This is a genomic window from Coprococcus sp. AF16-22, assembly GCF_003461545.1.
GTDB classification, from domain to species: Bacteria; Bacillota; Clostridia; order Lachnospirales; family Lachnospiraceae; genus Coprococcus; species Coprococcus aceti.
Genome location: NZ_QTXH01000005.1, coordinates 1 through 18,178, shown reverse-complemented (window position 1 = coordinate 18,178; position 18,178 = coordinate 1). Strand labels below are relative to the sequence as shown.

Genomic DNA, 18,178 nt, shown 5'->3' with positions numbered 1-18,178 from the left:
TTAGGAGGATTTTTACTATGTCATATGTTGATGAAGTACTCGAGATAGTACAGAAGAAGAATGCAGATCAGCCTGAGTTCTTACAGGCAGTAACAGAGGTTCTTGATTCACTCAGACCTTGTATCGAGGCAAATGAGGAGCTTTACAGAAAGAATGCTATCCTCGAGAGAATCACAGAGCCAGATAGACAGCTCATGTTCAGAGTACCATGGGTAGATGACAACGGACAGGTACAGGTCAACAGAGGTTTCCGTGTACAGTTCAACAATGCCATTGGACCATACAAGGGAGGTCTCAGACTTCACCCATCAGTAAACCTTGGTATCATTAAGTTCCTTGGTTTCGAGCAGGTTTTCAAGAACTCACTTACAACACTTCCAATCGGTGGTGGTAAGGGTGGTTCAGACTTCGACCCTAAGGGTAAGTCAGACAGAGAGATCATGGCATTCTGCCAGAGCTTCATGACAGAGCTTTGTAAGTATATCGGTGCTGATGTCGATGTTCCAGCTGGAGATATCGGAACAGGTGCTAGAGAGATCGGTTTCATGTTCGGTCAGTTCAAGAGAATCCGTGGATCATACGAGGGAGTTCTCACAGGTAAGGGACTTACATATGGTGGATCACTTGCTCGTACAGAGGCTACTGGTTACGGACTGCTTTACCTTACAAACGCACTGTTAAAGGATCATGACATTGATATCGCAGGCAAGACTTGTGCAGTATCAGGTGCTGGTAATGTTGCAATCTACGCAATCCAGAAGGCACATCAGTTAGGTGCTAAGTGTGTTACATGTTCAGATTCTACAGGTTGGATCTACGATCCAGAAGGAATCGATGTTGCACTTCTTAAGGAAGTTAAGGAAGTTAAGAGAGCACGTCTTGATGCTTATGCTGCTGCTAGACCATCAGCTGAGTACCATGTAAAGAAGGATGCAAATGATCACGGCGTATGGTCAATCAAGTGTGACCTTGCTCTTCCATGTGCTACACAGAACGAGCTTAACCTTGACGATGCTAAGATGCTTGTTGCAAACGGCGTTATCTCAGTAACAGAGGGCGCTAACATGCCTACAACTCTTGAGGCTACTAAGTACCTTCAGGAGAATGGTGTTCTCTTCGTTGGTGGTAAGGCTGCAAATGCAGGTGGTGTTGCTACATCAGCTCTTGAGATGAGCCAGAACAGCGAGAGACTTTCATGGACATTCGAGGAAGTTGATGGCAAGCTCAAGGGAATCATGGAGACAATCTACGCTAACATCTCAGATGCAGCAAAGAGATACAACATGACAGTTGGCGGAAACGCAGACTATGTTGCAGGTGCTAACATCGCCGGCTTCGAGAAGGTTGTTGACGCTATGCTTGCTCAGGGCGTTTGCTAATCCTAAGCATTTGGCGGGAGCCTTATCTTCAAATCAACTAGACATAAGATTATAATATAAGACTATAGACGTCCATCTGTGGAGTGATCCACAGATGGGCGTTTTTGCGTTGCGGTTGTCTTCGGTGACTCCTGTTGGTGTAATCTCTATGTTGTATATCCAATCACGTTTGTCTACCCTCACTTTGACTTTGTTTCCATCGTGCACGCCGCGCCAAGCACGATAAGGGCGCCTAGCTCTCTGCGGCGGCACAGAAGCGTCAAAGTTCGGTCGCCGACACTACCGATTGGATATACAACGTAGAGAATACACACCAACAGGAGTCACCGAAGACAATTTTTTATATTTAAAGTTCGTTTAAGTTTTACAGGCTATTATAGCATCATCAAGAGGGAATAAGGTAAAGAAAGGATGATGCTTATGGCAGACAACACGTTTAAAAGATATGAACTTAAGTACATGTTAGATAGAGAACAGTACGAGCAGATAATGAGCGAAATGATAAGGTATATGCAACCGGACAGGTTTGCACATAGCCAGATCATTAACATATATTTCGACACTCCTTCCCACAGGCTCATCAGAGACTCCATAGAAAAGCCGGTTTACAAAGAAAAGCTCAGGCTCAGAAGCTATGGAGTCCCGGATGACGATTCAGAGGTTTTTATTGAGCTCAAGAAGAAATACAAATCTGTTGTGTACAAAAGAAGGCTGGAGGTGCCTGAACAGGAGGCTATGGATTATCTGGTGGGCGGCCAGCCGCTGCACAAGGATTGTCAGATCGGCAGAGAGATCGATTATTTCATGCAGGTATACAAAGATCTGGAGCCTGCGGTGGTTCTCTCGTATGAGAGAGATTCCTACAAAGGGATAGATGATCCGGAGTTCAGGATCACGTTTGATTACAATATACTGTGGCAGAATGATGATCTGACACTTCAGAAAGAACCATATGGGCACAAGGTCGTACCAGAATATAAGGTGTTGATGGAGATCAAGATGGCAGGTGGGTTCCCGCTGTGGCTGTCACATCTGCTGACAAAGTATGGAGCATACAAGACGTCATTTTCAAAGTATGGAGAGGCGTATAAACAGATGGTAGGCTGACATAAGTGGATCATATACATTTAAAGCCAGAAACTAAAAAAGACGAATTATGTAAATGATAAAGTGGCAAACATAGACAGGAGGAGATAGAAGATGACAGGATTATTTGACAGTATATTTGGAACGGCGACAACGATATCAGTGCAGGAGTTTCTGACCTGCATAGCGGTATCCCTTATAATAGGAGTATTCCTTGCGTTGGTTTACGCATTCAGAAGTAAATACACCCAGAGTTTTCTGGTGACATTGGCACTTATACCTGCGGTTGTGTGCGTGGTGATCATGATGGTAAATGGCAATGTTGGCGCGGGTGTTGCTGTGGCAGGTGCATTCAGCCTTGTAAGGTTCAGATCGGTTCCAGGTTCGGCAAAGGAGATATGCGCCATATTCCTTGCGATGGGAGCTGGACTTGTGACCGGAATGGGATTTATAGGATATGCAGTATTATTTGCCACCATACTAGGCGGAGCGATGTTCATTTGCAGCCTTACTGGATTTGGCGGCGGAAGGGATGAAGAGAGAGCCCTGAAGATCACCGTGCCTGAAAATCTCGACTATACAGAGGCATTTGATGAGATACTTGCCGACTGTACAGACAGTTACAGACTGATAAATGTGAAGACGACCAACATGGGAAGCCTGTTCAAGCTTACATATGTGGTGAAGCTTAAGAAGCACACAAATCAGAAGGATATGATAGATAAGCTCAGAGTGAGAAATGGCAACCTTGAGATCATGCTGGCGCAGGTGGATTCGGGGGACATGACATTGTAGAAGTCAGTTGATAAGGCAGATACTTAGTAAGGAGATGATCGTATGAGGAAGAATAAATATATGAGACATATAGCGGGAATCCGCAAATGTCTGGCTATAGGGTTGACAGCGGCCATGTGCATGGCAATGCTTGCCGGATGTTCAACCAGCCAGAGCACAAGCTCGACTTCAGATACTGAGGTGACAAGTGATGTGAGCACAGAGACGGACGCTGATAAAGAAAGCCCAAATGGCAGTGCGGATGCAGAGAATACCAGTGTAAAGACAGAGATGACTGCGGAGGAAATGCAGGCGGCTATAGATGAAGCCATGAGTGATGCGGCTATAGATATAACAGATATGTTCACGAAGCGGGATCTGGCGGGAACCTATGATGAGAGCGAGGCTGTAAAGATAACATTATCGGGAAAGACAGCCGCATGTAATAGTTCAAATGTTCAGATCGAGGATGAAGTGGTGACGATCAAAGCGGCAGGTGTATACGTTCTGTCAGGGACACTCACAGACGGCACCATCGTGGTGGATGCGGGCGATGACGATAAGGTTCAACTTGTACTTGACGGAGTATCGATCACGGCTGCGGATTATGCGGCAATGTATGCGAAGAACGCTGACAAGGTATTTGTGACGTTGGCGGAAGGGGCAGAGAACAGTCTTACGGTGTCCGGAGACTACGTTCAGACGGATGACAACAATGTGGATGCCGTGATATTTGCCAAATGCGACCTTACACTGAGCGGCACCGGAAGTCTGACGGTCAAAGACACTACGGGACATGGAATCGTGTCCAAGGATGACCTGGTGGTTACAGGTGGCACCTATACCATAGACAGTCAGGATCACTGCCTGAACGCTAAGGATAGCGTGAGAATTGCGGACGGAACATTTAACCTGAGCTGTGATGAGGATGGTATACATGCGGGAAATGACGACCAGCAGGATGGATATGTATATATAGAAGGCGGAGACATCAACATATCGGTTGGGGATGATGCGATCCATGCGGAGGGACTTCTGATAATAACCGGTGGAGATATAGATGTATCTAAGAGTTGTGAGGGGGTAGAGGGGGATAAGATCCTTGTGACTGGCGGTAATATAGATGTGATATCCAGTGATGACGGCTTCAATGCAGCTGGAGGCAGCTCAGGCTCGGGAGACAACCATGATGGTTTTGGAGGCGGCCTAGGCATGGGCGGAGTGGACATGGATGCCGATAGTGATGCATATATTCTTATAACAGGAGGAACGATAAATATAAATGCCAATGGTGATGGAATAGATTCCAACGGCTACATTGGAATCACAGGAGGCAGCGTATATGTACTCGGCCCTTCGGATAATGGCAATGGTGCGATGGACTACGGAATCTGTGCTGCGATAACAGGCGGCGAGATCGTAGCTGTGGGTGGTTCCGGTATGGCTCAGGGATTTGGAGATGAGTCCACACAGTGCTCGGCTCTTGTTAACTTTGATGAGTGGGTTGACGCCGGCGAAACGATCACACTTACTGATTCAGATGGCAAGGAGGTGCTCAGCTATAAGGTGGATAAGAAATTTAACTCGGTTGTTATCAGCACATCAGACATGAAACAGGGTGATAACTACACTTTGACTGTCGGTGACCAGAACAGTACATTTACACTGGATGATATTACATACAGCGAGGGCTCAGGCGGAATGCAGAGACCGGGCGGCAATTTAGATAATGGCGGAATGCAGAGACCGGGCGGCAACTCAGATGATGGAAATATGCAGAGACCAGGTGGCAATTCAGATGATGGAAATATGCAGAGACCGGATGGTGATTCAGATAATGGGCAGAATGACAGCGCAAATGGCAGTTCACAGAACAAAGACAATAGTTCGAGCTCAGACAGCATGAGCATATAGAAGATAATTACAGACGCTTTAATAGCCGAAAACAGTTGATTAATTTGCAAAAATGCTTAATATTATAAAGACATGAGATTTTTGTAGTTAATACACAGTTGGGAGAAAGAGCAGATATTCAATATGACTGGAAGGAGAAAACATATGAAGTTATATGTTGCAAGACACGGAGAGACGGAATGGAACAGACTTAATAAGGTCTGTGGCAGGACAGATTCCCCTCTTACAGATAAAGGACTTCAGCAGGCACAGCTCCTTGCAGAGAGATTGGATAGCTGCTCTATTGACGTGATAATAGCATCGCCGCTCTCCAGGGCACAGGAGACAGCACGAGCGGTGGCGGAGAGAAAGCATTTGCCGGTACTTACGGATGAAAGGCTTATAGAACAGGATTACGGTGTGTATGAGGGTGTCCAGAGGGACGACAGGGATTTCCTGAACAATAAAAGAATGTTCGCATACAGATATCCTGGTGGAGAATCCATGATGGATATCGCCAGGAGAACGTACGATCTGATAATTGAAACCCGCGAGACCTATCCGGATTCGTCGGTACTGTTTGTCTGCCATAACGGAATATGCAGGGTGATATGCAGCTATTTCATGGATATGACCAACGAGGAGTATTTTGGATTCAGTCAGGACAATTGTGGGTACAATATCTACGAGTGCTGATCTGAGAAGGAGTGTTTTATAATATGAAGGAATTGCTTATAGATTCATTTAAGGATGCACTGTTTGATACGGTGAAGCTCATCCCGTTTCTGCTCATCACCTATGTGGTCATGGAGTGGCTTGAGAGAAAAACTGCAGGCCGACAGGCACATGTGCTTGGAAAGGCAGAGAAGCTTGGGCCATTGATTGGCGGAGTGCTGGGAATAGTGCCACAGTGCGGATTTTCACTTATGGCATCCAACCTGTACAGCGGAGGCGTGATAGGGGCGGGCGTGCTCATAGCCGTGTTCATGTCAACCTCGGACGAGATGCTGCCGATCATGCTGTCAAATGACGCGATAAGCGCGGGGACAATAGTGAAGATCCTTGCGACAAAGGCGGTCATAGCCGTAATAACAGGCTATATAGTAGGATTTGTGCTGGACAGACTGAGAAAGCCGGTCCAGGTAAAGAAGATAGATCCAGTCCACAGACATGGCGGACATGATGAACACGAACACCATGGCGGACATGTGCACAGTGACACTGCAAAAGCGGCAGAAAGCTCCATACACACACAGAATATAGTGTATAAGGATGCTGCTGAGAAGAAAGGAAAGGGACATGTGCATGACTATGTCCATGAGCACAGTCACGACCACGGACATTTGGGAGAGAAGAATATCCATGAGGTGTGCGAACAGGAACACTGCGACTGCGAGGGTGGAATATTCAGATCTGCTCTGGTGCACACTGCAAAGATTGCGATATTTATATTTATATTCTCACTTGTGATAAATGTGATCATAGAGGCTGTAGGAGAGGAATCCATAGCCCGCATATTCAATGATGTGCCTGTGCTTGGAGAGGCGGCAGCAGCGTTGGTGGGTCTTATTCCTAACTGTGCGGCATCAGTCATAATAACCGAGCTGTATCTTCAGGGAATACTCAGCGCGGGTGCTATGATGTCAGGACTTCTGGTGAGTGCAGGAGTAGGCCTTGTGGTGCTCTTTAGGATGAACAGGCATAGACCTGTGGAGAATATAAGGATAGCAGTGGTGCTGTATGCTGCAGGACTTGCGTGGGGACTCATAATAAATGCTCTTGGAATCACATTTTAGCAGAGTGTAGAGAAAATAAATGTAAGCGATGCGCAGTGACCGCATTGCAATAAAGTAAAAAAGGGCTGCGAAAAAACTCAATCGAGTTTTTTCACAGCCCCTTGTGTGTGTTGTTACTTTGTGCGTTTCTTACCGCAGACAGGACAGATATCCTGATCCGTAGGCTGTCCGCATCCCCAGCAGATCCAAGTGTCCCCTTCACTGGATGGTTGCTCCGCCAGCTTTTGTGTCGGCTTCATCTTGAAGTTTTTGGAAACAATCTCCACATTGCCGTCCTCGTCAAGAGTAGTCTTGATATCTGCGGCGGCGGGAGTTGTGTCCGATGAAATATTTTTCTTCTTTTTCCCAAATCCAAATCCCATTTTATAACCCCGATTCTATAACATATATAAAATATTCTAATGCAATATATACAATTAAGCAATAGAAATTTGGACGAAATTGCCTATACTGTTGTAAAATTTGATGAAAAGCACCTATTGCCATGCGCCATCAAATGTGATCACCTGACCATTCAGGTATTCTCCACACTCGGCAATGTGCACAATGAAATCTGCCGCTTCAGAAGGTATGGCCATTCTTCCTGCAGGTATTTCATCCTCTAGCATCTGGCGTTCCTCCGGTGACAGATGACCGTTCATGGAGGTGTCAATTGCGCCAAATGCTATGGCGTTGACAGTTATACCGCTTGGAGCAAGCTCTTTTCCAAGAGCCTTTGAGAAGGAATTTACAGCACCCTTGGAGGCTGAATATGCGACCTCACACGACGCACCGACATTTCCCCACACGGATGAGATATTGATTATGTGTCCTTTGTGGTGCTGGATCATGTGAGGAACCACGAGTCGGCAGCTATTGAAAACCGAGTACACATTTGACTTCATGGTTCTGTCAAAATCCTGTGCGGTCATATCGTTTATAAGCCCCACATAAGATATGCCGGCATTGTTGATGAGGAGATCGATGTCGCTGCCGAGATGATCTATGGTATTTTGTATAAACTTCTCCATAAATTCCATATCCCCGGCGTCTCCGGTCTCACAGTAACAGATGCAGCCTTTTGCCATAAGTTCGTCTCTCAGAGAGAGAAGCTCTTCTTTGTGTTTGAATGAAGTGATAGATATGCTGTTATATTTGCCTGAAAGCGCCAGTGCTGTCGCCCTTCCGATGCCTGTCGAGGCGCCAATTATTATCGCTGTTTTCAAATCTGTACCTCCGCTATTTGTGAACAAAAATTTAATTCTAGTATATCATGCGAATTAAATGTTGAAAATAAAAAAGCACTTTGGTATACTCTAGTTGTTTTTGTTAACAAATGAGAATATACATTTATATTGAGATGGAGGCTATATAATGGGTAAGAAAGTAATGAAATTATTCTTAGATACAATGCTCAGAGCAGCGGTTATCATACTTGCAGTGGCTATAGTTGTCATGCTCGTACTGCTTGCACGAACCGTCAGCAAGAGCAAGAAATCAGACGCATCGGACACGGGCAATAAGACAAGCATCGTGACTGAGGAGTCAGATCCGTCAGATCCTACATTTGGAGGTTCAGGCGATGCTGCAGACAGCTCAGACACATCAGCGGATGACAGCTCACAGGACGCTTCAACAGAGGATGCAAATGCAGGAAATGGCAAGGATGCAAAAGTAGTAGTGCTCAACGCATCAGGCGTGTCAGGTGTGGCAGCTACATGGCAGACAACACTCACAGCGGATGGATACACATCAGTAGATATAGGAACATATGACAACGGAGATCAGTCAACAACAGTTATCTACACATCAGATTCATATGATGTGAGCGGACTTGTAAGCCTTCTGGGTGGAGCGGCAACGGCTGACAGATCAGATATTGACTCATCTGTTGCTTCAGATGTTGACATTTCAGGTGCAGACATTGTCGTAGTAATAGGTGTGGACAACGCAGCCAACAACTAGATATAGAAGAATATGTAGAAAATATATAGAAAACTCTGCTGATATCGGAATAGAAAACGCCGATATCAGCAGAGTTTTTTTACTGTAGTACAAAATGTTACAGATTTTGCCGGCTGTTCTACATTTTTCTGGTTTGTCAAGTATATATATGAGTAAAAACAATAGGCAAAAGTAATAAAATATACCGAAAACGTGACGAAAAACCCTATTGACATAAATGGGTATGGTGAAGGTTTCACAAAAAAGGAAGTTTAAACCAAGGGAAAACGGTTCGAAAATCGTCAAAATGTTGCAAAATTTGTGCACGTATACAATTTAGACAAAAGTTTAAAAATTTTTTTGAGCAATAATCACATAGAATGAAAAATGCCAATGATGTAGAATAACAATAGTTTTTAGGGTGAACAAAAACAAGATTATATACACTACGGAGGTAATTTCAAATGGCAAGTTTATCACTTAAGAACATTTACAAGGTATATCCTAACGGATTCAACGCAGTTAAGGACTTCAACCTTGAGATCGAAGACAAGGAGTTCATCATCTTTGTTGGACCATCAGGATGTGGAAAGTCAACAACTCTTAGAATGATAGCAGGACTTGAGGATATCAGCTCAGGTGAGTTATGGATCGGCGACAAGCTCGTAAACGATGTAGAGCCAAAGGACAGAGATATTGCGATGGTATTCCAGAACTACGCTCTGTACCCACATATGTCAGTATATGATAACATGGCATTTGGACTTAAGTTAAGAAAGGTTCCAAAGGAGAAGATCGACAAGGCTGTACATGAGGCAGCTAAGATTCTTGATATCGAGCATCTTCTTGACAGAAAGCCAAAGGCTTTATCAGGTGGACAGAGACAGCGAGTTGCTATGGGACGTGCAATTGTCCGTGAGCCAAAGGTATTCCTTATGGACGAGCCTCTTTCAAACCTTGACGCTAAGCTTCGTGTACAGATGCGTGTTGAGATCTCAAAGCTTCATCAGAGACTCCAGACAACTATCATCTACGTAACACATGACCAGACAGAGGCTATGACACTTGGTACAAGAATCGTAGTTATGAAGGATGGTATCATCCAGCAGGTAGATACACCTCAGAACCTCTACGACAAGCCATGTAACCTGTTCGTTGCCGGATTCATGGGTATGCCACCTATGAACTTCATCGATTGTAAGGTTGTTAAGTCAGGTGCTGACGTTCTCCTTATGTTCGGTTCACATTCAATCAAGGTTCCAGACAGCAAGGCTGAGAGACTTATCGCACTTGATGCTATCGATAAGGAAGTTGTTCTTGGTATCCGTCCAGAGGATATTCATGATGAGCAGCTCTTCATCGAGTCATCACCAGAGAGCGTAATCGATGCAAGAATCAACATCTACGAGATGCTTGGTGCCGAGGTTTACTTATACTTCACAATCGACCAGTTCGATATCACAGCAAGAGTAAATGCTCGTACAACAGCTAGACCTGGCGACACAGTTCAGTTCGCATTTGACTTAAGCAAGATTCATATCTTCGATAAGGAGACAGAGGAGATCCTTGTTAACTAGTCTTAGATAACACATAGAACTTACAATTACACTCCAGATAACTGGAAACAGTAGTTTAATTCTTGGAAAATTGAGAAAATGCAGAAAATACATATAAAAAATCTGCATTTTCTCTTTTTTTTTCTGCATTTTTGCTTTAAAATAAGAGTAATGGATTACGGGATAAAACGTATAATGAGTATAAGGAGTGAAAAGAATGATATCAAACCAGATTCTTCAGGATACAATAGACGGATTAAAAGGTATAACAAGAACTGACCTGTGCGTGTTGGACACAGAGGGAAAAGTGCTTGCGTCAACACTTAAGGATATAGATGACTGCGAGGATTCAGTTCGTGCATTTGTTGATTCACCGGCAGAGAGCCAGGTTGTAAGAGGTTATCAGTTCTTCAAGGTGTTTGACGATAACCAGTTAGAGCATATTCTCATGGCAAAGGGCGAGACCGATGATACATATATGGTCGGCAAGATTGCAGCATTTCAGATCCAGAACCTTCTGGTCGCATACAAGGAGAGATTTGACAAGGACAACTTTATCAAGAACCTTCTTTTAGACAATCTCCTTCTGGTTGATATCTACAACAGAGCAAAGAAGCTCCACATAGATACTGATGTGAGAAGAATCGTATTTATCATAGAGACAAAGAATGAGAAGGATACCAATGCACTTGAGACAGTACGTAATATCTTCTCAGCCAAGACAAAGGATTTCATCACTGCTGTGGACGAGAAGAACATCATTCTTGTCAAGGAAGTCAAGTCCAACGAGACATATGACGACATGAACAAGATTGCCAAGGTCATCGTTGACATGCTCAATACCGAGGCGATGTCATCTGTACATGTATCATTCGGAACAATTGTCAATGAGATAAAGGAAGTTTCACGTTCATACAAAGAGGCTAAGATGGCTCTGGATGTTGGAAAGATATTCTATGAGAACACAGATATCATAGCATACAGCAATCTTGGAATAGGACGACTTATTTACCAGCTTCCACTTCCTCTGTGCAAGATGTTCATCAGAGAGATATTTGACGGCAAGAGCCCTGATGAGTTTGACGAGGAGACTTTGTCAACTATCAACAAGTTCTTTGAGAACAGCCTGAACGTATCAGAGACATCAAGACAGTTGTACATCCACAGAAATACTCTGGTATACAGACTTGATAAGTTGCAGAAGAGCACAGGCCTTGATCTGAGAGTATTCGAGGATGCCATCACATTCAAGATCGCTCTTATGGTTGTAAAGTACATGAAGTACATGGAGTCACTGGATTATTAAAATGTCCGGTGGACAGTTATCTGGAATATAGATTGCATAGAAGCGGCAGCCTTACATATGGATATATGAAGACTGCCGCATCGTGTATTAATTTTAATTCACAAACTATACACAACAAAACAATCAATATGTAGTATAATGAAGCGAGGATGAAATGAATCAGAATCATCCGACTATGGACAAATGTAAGATAATGTACAGTTTATGCCGTAAAGAGGCAATATAGGAGACATGAGATGATAGAGTTAGAGAACGTGAGTATGACATACCCTGGGGGCAATCAGGCGCTCAAGAATGTGAACATCAATATAGAAAAAGGCGAGTTCGTATTTATAGTTGGAAGCAGTGGATCAGGCAAGACCACTCTGTTTAGGCTTCTGCTCAAGGAGCTCGATCCTACGGAGGGAAATATCACTGTTGCCGGATACGACTATGGCAAGATAAAGAGAAAAGATATACCGAAGGTCAGAAGAAGGATTGGAGTCGTATTCCAGAACTTCAGGCTTCTGAAGGACAGGACTATATACGAGAATGTTGCATTTGCACAGAGAGTTATCCAGACTCCGGCGAGATACATCAGAAGACGTGTTCCGGCCATGCTGACGCTGGTTGGACTTGCAGACAAGTACAAATCATATCCAAAAGAGCTCTCAGGTGGTGAGCAGCAGAGAGTTGCCATGGCGAGAGCACTGGTCAACAATCCTGACATCATACTGGCGGATGAGCCTACAGGAAATCTCGATCCTAAGAACTCATTGGATATCATGAACCTCCTTGAGGATATCAACAAGAGAGGAACCACAGTTGTCGTGGTAACCCACAACAAGGATATCGTCAATGAGATGAAGAAGAGAGTTATCACCCTGAAGAAGGGTGTAATTATCAGCGACGAGAAGGAAGGAGGATATATAGATGAAGATTAGTACATTTTTCTATATCCTCAGACAGGGCTTTGCAAATATAAGAAGAAATATTCTGTTCTCACTTGCATCACTTGGAACCATCATATCATGTCTGTTCCTCTTTGGAATCATATATGCGGTGGTTGTAAACTTTCAGTCCGGTATGCAGGAGCTTGAGAATACAGTTACAATATCAGTGTTCTTTGACGAGGATGTGTCGGACGACACGATACAGCTTATCGGATCACAGATAAGAACTCTGGATTATGTAAACACGATGGATTACGTGTCGGCGGATGACGCATGGAATAAATTTGTTGAACAGAACTACGATGATCCACAGGCGGCAAAGAATGCATTTGGCGAGGACAATCCACTTAAGAATTCGGCCTCATATGAGGTTACGCTCAAGGATGTGGCCAGACAGCCGGAGTTCGTGGCATTTGCCCAGGGGCTTTCAGGAGTCAGAAAGGTCAAGAGCTCTGACGTGACTGCGGACAGCATCACGACACTGTCATCCCTTGTCGGATATGCATCCATAGGAATAGTTGTGATACTGATGCTGGTATCTATCTTCCTTATAAGCAACACTATCACCATAGGTATCACGGTGCGAAAGGAAGAGATAGGGATCATGAAGCTGATCGGTGCGACAAATGTATTTGTACGGGCGCCGTTCATCATAGAGGGTGTGATCATAGGTGCGGTCGGTTCGGCTATACCTCTGGTTCTTCTGTACTACATGTATGATAAGATACTGACATATGTTGCCGGAAGGTTTAAGGTTGTCACAACGCTGTTTGCATTTGTGAGCCAGCATGACCTGTTCAAGACCATGATACCGGTTGGACTTGTGCTTGGTATCGGTGTTGGACTGGTAGGAAGTATCCTTACCACGAGGAAGCATTTGAGAGTATGATATAATGAGCATTGCGACGGATGCGCTTGCGCAAGACGTCATAATGCGAATGCCCTCATTGAGCCGGCAGGCGATATAATATAATGAAGCACGCTGATGCGTGCGCAGGTCATCGCGCTCACGCACGACGACATAAGATATACTAGTTAATTGTTAGATGGGGATAACAAGGAGTAGTAGATTATGAAAAAGAAAGTCAATGTAAAAGGGAATATCAGAAGGATGGCATTGCTTGTTGCGGGATGTGTAGTCATGGGGGGCATGGCTGCGTCTCAGACCGGGGGAAATATGGCATATGCCATGACGAAGGAAGAGGCTGAGCGTCAGAAGGATGATGCCAGTGAAAACGAGAAGAATGCCAAGGACGTTCTGGATTCTCTGGAGGAACAGCAGAACAAGATCGTTCAGGACGTTGCGGATCTGGATGCCAAGATGACATCCGTCCAGACTCAGATAACGAGCCTGCAGGAGCAGACAGACGAGCTCCAGACGGAGATAGACACAACTCAGAAAAGTCTGGATGAAGCTCAGAAGGCAGAGGATGAGCAGTATGAGGCGATGAAGCAGAGAATACAGTATCTGTATGAGGAGGGGGAGACGGAATATGTCGATGCCCTGCTCAAATCCATATCATTCAGCGATCTCCTGAACAAATCAGAGTATATAGACCAGATATCGGAATACGATCAGAGGCAGCTTGCAAAGCTGATCAAGACCAAGACAGATATAGCCAATTATGAGGCGCAGCTTGAATCTGACCTCAGACAGGTGGAGTCGGTCAAGACGGATCTGGAGGGTAACGAGGCTGAACTGCAGACCCTTATAGATCAGAAGCAGGAAGAGATCACTAGATATGATGGTGATATAGAAGCCCAGAAGTCGTTGATGAACAAGTTCACTGTGGCCCGTGAGGAAGCCGAGAGACGTATCGCGGAGATATCCAGACAGGAGATGGGCAAGGCAAATGCAAATGGTACGGGTGCGTATACGAAAGATGGAAAGGTATACGACACCTCCAAATATAAGGGCAAATTCATGTGGCCGGTATCGACCGGAGGTGTTATCACGGATGAATTTGGTTACCGAGATGCTCCTACAGCGGGAGCAAGTACATATCATCAGGGACTTGATATAGGCTGTGATTATGGAACAGATATTGTTGCGGCGGAGGCCGGCACAGTCGTGATGTCCTGCTACAATGGCGGCGGTGGCAACATGGTCATGATCAGCCACGGCGGCGGAATATGTACGGTATATATGCACAACTCACAGCTATGTGTAAATGTTGGCGACAAGGTTGTGAAAGGTCAGGTCATAGCAAAGGCAGGAAGTACGGGTGTGTCGACAGGTCCGCATTGCCATTTTGGAGTGTCGATAGACGGAACGTATGTCAATCCGCATGACTTCCTTGGACAGTAGACCGGGCAGGGGATATGGAGAGATTCAGGTATTTGATGGCAATACAAGGTTAGGAGATAATGATATGAGGAAAATGTTGAAGAAGACAGTAGTGACAGCGGTGCTGGCAAGTACGGTGATCGGTCTGACGGGCTGCGGTACATCAGGTGTGTTCAGTGGCACACTCAGCGGCAAAACCGGCAGTTCCACTAAGATAACCTATGATGGCAATCTGTTGGATGCGGACGTACTTGACAAGACAGCGAAGATCGAGAGTATCATAGACAATTATTATTACAATGATATTGACGATGATACGATCAGGGAGGGCATATACAAGGGTATAATGGAATCCCTTGACGATCCGTATGCACAGTATTACACCAAGGAAGAGTATGCCAAGCTGCAGGAGGATGATTCAGGTGAGTATGCCGGAATCGGAGTTACGGTCAGCAAGGATGAGGATACGGGATATGTCCGTGCGGTAAATATCCTTGAGGGTGCACCGGCTGAGAAGGTGGATATACAGCCTGATGACATTATTGTACAGATAGATGATCACGAGATCACTACAGACGATGATCTTGACTACCTCGTATCACTCATAAGAGGCGATGCTGGAACTGATGTTACGCTGAAGATATACAGGGAGCGTGATAAGGCTTACCATGATGTTACCATCACCAGGGAGATCGTTGAGTACAGCACGGTATCATCATTTATGATAGACGACAAGATCGGATATGTGAGGATCACGCAGTTCATAGACAACACAGACGAGCTTTTCCAGAAGGCAGTTGAGGAGCTCAAGAATGAGGGCATGCAGGCACTGATGATCGATGTCAGAAGTGATCCGGGTGGAATGCTTACCACGGTCGTAAACATTTGCGACTATCTGCTCCCAGAGGGAACCATAGTGTCCATCAAGGACAAGACCGGCAAGGTTGTGGACGAGTATAAATCGACAGATGATGAATACCTCGATATGCCTATGGTAGTCCTGACAAATGAGTACAGTGCCAGTGCGTCAGAGATACTTACATCGGCACTCAAGGAATTCGGGGCTGCAACTGTTGTAGGAAAGAATACCTACGGTAAGGGAATCGTGCAGAGTGTTATACCACTTGGTGATGGCACAGCGATCAAGCTCACGACACAGAAGTATTTCACACACGATGACAACGATATCCACAAGAAGGGTGTTGCGCCTGATATTGAAGTGGATCTTCCAGATGATTATACCTATGAGGATTTCCAGGGCAAGAATGACAGCCAGTACCAGAAGGGTATTGAGGTTCTGAAGGAGAAGCTGAAGTAGGGATTAAGATAGAGATTGGTATAAATATAGTTATATAATAGATTTCAATATTGAGTGGGCAGGGCAGATGACGTTACTGCGTTATATAAATTTGTCAGTGAAGTATCCGTTCGAATTCTATCGTATATGTAAAATGCATAAATAATTAAAACAACATAATTTTTAGATAATATGCAGCACAAAAGTGCTGCATATTGTGTTATACTAGGAAATGTTCAGGAATCTGTTATAAGTAATAAAAGGCAACAAAGGAGATATACATGGATAAGGAACTGATTATCGTATTGGACTTTGGCGGACAGTACAACCAGCTGATCGCCAGACGCGTAAGAGAGTGTAATGTATATGCCGAAGTACATCCGTACACATTGCCGCTGGAGAAGATCAAGGAGATGAACCCTAAGGGAATCATCTTTACCGGCGGACCAAACAGCGTATACAAAGACGATTCACCTAGCTGCAGCAAGGAGATATTCGAACTGGGTATTCCTATTCTCGGAATATGTTACGGTTCACAGCTCATGGCTCATCTGCTGGGCGGCAAGGTCAGCACGGCCCCTGTCAGCGAGTATGGAAGAACAGAGGTTGAGGTTGACAAGACATCCAAGCTGTTTGCAGATGTGAATGACAAGACCATCTGCTGGATGAGTCACACAGATTATATTGCAGAGGTACCAGAGGGCTTCAAGAAGACAGCTTACACTCCTGTATGCCCAGTGGCAGCCATGGAGAATGCTGAGAAGAAGCTGTATGCGACTCAGTTCCACCCAGAGGTTATGCACACCGAGGAAGGTATGAAGATGCTCAGAGCATTTGTCATGGATGTATGCCAGTGTGCAGGCGACTGGAAGATGGATTCATTTGTAAAAGATACAATAGAGAGTCTCCGTGCCAAGATAGGCGATGGCAAGGTGCTGTGCGCCCTGTCAGGCGGTGTTGACTCATCAGTAGCTGCGGTTCTCCTGTCCAAGGCGATAGGCAAGCAGCTCACATGTGTGTTCGTAGACCACGGCCTTCTTCGTAAGAACGAGGGCGACGAAGTTGAGGCGGTATTCGGACCAGATGGACCTTACGACCTGAACTTCATCAGAGTAAATGCGCAGGACAGATTCTACAGCAAGCTTGCCGGAGTAACCGAGCCTGAGGCAAAGAGAAAGATAATAGGCGAGGAATTCATCCGTGTATTCGAGGAGGAGGCCAAGAAGATCGGTGCCGTTGACTTCCTCGTACAGGGAACCATATATCCTGATGTCATCGAGTCGGGCCTTGACAAGTCAGCGGTCATCAAGTCCCACCACAACGTAGGCGGACTTCCTGACTATGTAGATTTCAAGGAGATCGTGGAGCCACTCCGTCTTCTCTTCAAGGACGAGGTCCGCAAGGCCGGCCTTGAGCTTGGAATCCCAGAGTACCTGGTATTCCGTCAGCCATTCCCAGGCCCAGGCCTTGGAATAAGAATCATCGGAGAGGTCACAGCCGAGAAGGTCAAGATCGTTCAGGATGCCGACGCCATCTACCGCGAGGAGATCGCAAAGGCAGGCCTCGACAGAAGCCTCGGTCAGTACTTCGCAGCCCTGACCAACATGCGTTCAGTTGGCTGTATGGGAGATTTCAGAACGTACGATTACGCCGTAGCACTCCGTGCTGTAAATACAACAGACTTCATGACAGCTGATTGTTCAGAGATACCATTTGAGGTCCTTCAGAAGGTTATGAACAGGATTATTAATGAGGTCAAGGGTGTTAATAGAGTAATGTATGATCTGACTAGTAAGCCGCCTGGAACGATTGAGTTTGAATAAATCGAGTTGCTTAAAAAAGCCAGTGTTTATGCGGGTTTCAGCGATTTCGATTAGTCTTTTGATAACAAATTGATAACAGTCATAGTAAAATGTACCCTATAGATTAGACAGTATGAGTTTTTAAAA

At 45.1% G+C, this 18,178-nt stretch carries 16 protein-coding genes; 14 read left to right on the top strand and 2 right to left on the bottom strand.

All coding sequences use genetic code 11. From position 1 onward, the window contains the following. Positions 1 to 17 precede the first annotated feature (17 nt). From gdhA to DWW60_RS07195, 6 genes are all read left to right on the top strand, one after another. Positions 18 to 1,379 carry an NADP-specific glutamate dehydrogenase gene (gdhA, locus tag DWW60_RS07220; protein ID WP_004851315.1) on the top strand — a complete coding sequence of 454 codons (1,362 nt, stop codon included), beginning with the start codon at positions 18 to 20 and terminating at the stop codon, positions 1,377 to 1,379. 420 nt (positions 1,380 to 1,799) lie between these two features. Then, positions 1,800 to 2,486, top strand: coding sequence for a polyphosphate polymerase domain-containing protein (locus DWW60_RS07215; protein ID WP_117874802.1), 687 nt, complete (start codon positions 1,800 to 1,802; stop codon positions 2,484 to 2,486). A 93-nt stretch (positions 2,487 to 2,579) separates the two neighbouring features. Then, entirely contained in the window at positions 2,580 to 3,260 is a 681-nt protein-coding gene (locus tag DWW60_RS07210) for a DUF4956 domain-containing protein (protein WP_117874800.1), read from the top strand. 42 nt (positions 3,261 to 3,302) lie between these two features. Further along, a complete protein-coding gene (locus tag DWW60_RS07205; RefSeq protein WP_117874798.1) occupies positions 3,303 to 5,153 on the top strand; it encodes a carbohydrate-binding domain-containing protein in 1,851 nt (616 codons plus the stop codon). A gap of 144 nt (positions 5,154 to 5,297) precedes the next feature. Then, complete coding sequence (locus DWW60_RS07200; protein ID WP_022216900.1) at positions 5,298 to 5,828, top strand: histidine phosphatase family protein; 531 nt, start codon at positions 5,298 to 5,300, stop codon at positions 5,826 to 5,828. A gap of 23 nt (positions 5,829 to 5,851) precedes the next feature. Next, on the top strand, positions 5,852 to 6,928 hold the full coding sequence (locus DWW60_RS07195) for a putative manganese transporter (RefSeq protein WP_055273844.1): 1,077 nt from the start codon (positions 5,852 to 5,854) through the stop codon (positions 6,926 to 6,928). Between the two features lie 113 nt (positions 6,929 to 7,041). On the opposite strand, the gene DWW60_RS07190 is transcribed toward DWW60_RS07195, so the two are convergent. Further along, on the bottom strand, positions 7,042 to 7,290 hold the full coding sequence (locus tag DWW60_RS07190) for a hypothetical protein (RefSeq protein ID WP_015533997.1): 249 nt from the start codon (positions 7,288 to 7,290) through the stop codon (positions 7,042 to 7,044). 114 nt (positions 7,291 to 7,404) lie between these two features. Then, positions 7,405 to 8,133: an SDR family NAD(P)-dependent oxidoreductase gene (locus DWW60_RS07185; RefSeq protein WP_055147186.1), complete on the bottom strand. Its 729-nt coding sequence runs from the start codon at positions 8,131 to 8,133 to the stop codon at positions 7,405 to 7,407. 148 nt (positions 8,134 to 8,281) lie between these two features. Here DWW60_RS07185 and DWW60_RS07180 point away from each other — a divergent pair, with 148 nt between their 5' ends. The 8 genes from DWW60_RS07180 to guaA all read left to right on the top strand — a co-directional run bounded on the left by DWW60_RS07180 (position 8,282) and on the right by guaA (position 18,052). Beyond that, positions 8,282 to 8,872, top strand: coding sequence for a LytR C-terminal domain-containing protein (locus tag DWW60_RS07180; protein WP_015533996.1), 591 nt, complete (start codon positions 8,282 to 8,284; stop codon positions 8,870 to 8,872). A gap of 443 nt (positions 8,873 to 9,315) precedes the next feature. Beyond that, positions 9,316 to 10,428 (top strand): ABC transporter ATP-binding protein, encoded by a 1,113-nt coding sequence (locus DWW60_RS07175; RefSeq protein WP_004851294.1) that lies wholly within the window; start codon positions 9,316 to 9,318, stop codon positions 10,426 to 10,428. Between the two features lie 196 nt (positions 10,429 to 10,624). Next, a complete protein-coding gene (locus DWW60_RS07170; protein WP_055224350.1) occupies positions 10,625 to 11,713 on the top strand; it encodes a PucR family transcriptional regulator in 1,089 nt (362 codons plus the stop codon). A 236-nt stretch (positions 11,714 to 11,949) separates the two neighbouring features. After that, positions 11,950 to 12,636: a cell division ATP-binding protein FtsE gene (gene ftsE / locus DWW60_RS07165; protein WP_022216898.1), complete on the top strand. Its 687-nt coding sequence runs from the start codon at positions 11,950 to 11,952 to the stop codon at positions 12,634 to 12,636. Continuing rightward, the gene (gene ftsX / locus DWW60_RS07160) at positions 12,626 to 13,534 is read left to right on the top strand and encodes a permease-like cell division protein FtsX (protein ID WP_015533994.1); all 909 of its coding nucleotides are present in this window, start codon (positions 12,626 to 12,628) and stop codon (positions 13,532 to 13,534) included. Before ftsE ends, ftsX begins: the two co-directional genes overlap by 11 nt. 183 nt (positions 13,535 to 13,717) lie before the next feature. Continuing rightward, entirely contained in the window at positions 13,718 to 14,953 is a 1,236-nt protein-coding gene (locus DWW60_RS07155) for a murein hydrolase activator EnvC family protein (protein ID WP_022216897.1), read from the top strand. Between the two features lie 64 nt (positions 14,954 to 15,017). Then, positions 15,018 to 16,250, top strand: a complete 1,233-nt coding sequence (locus DWW60_RS07150; protein WP_055147201.1) for a S41 family peptidase — start codon at positions 15,018 to 15,020, stop codon at positions 16,248 to 16,250. 260 nt (positions 16,251 to 16,510) lie between these two features. Continuing rightward, on the top strand, positions 16,511 to 18,052 hold the full coding sequence (gene guaA / locus DWW60_RS07145; RefSeq protein ID WP_055147204.1) for a glutamine-hydrolyzing GMP synthase: 1,542 nt from the start codon (positions 16,511 to 16,513) through the stop codon (positions 18,050 to 18,052). The last annotated feature ends 126 nt before the right edge of the window (positions 18,053 to 18,178 follow it).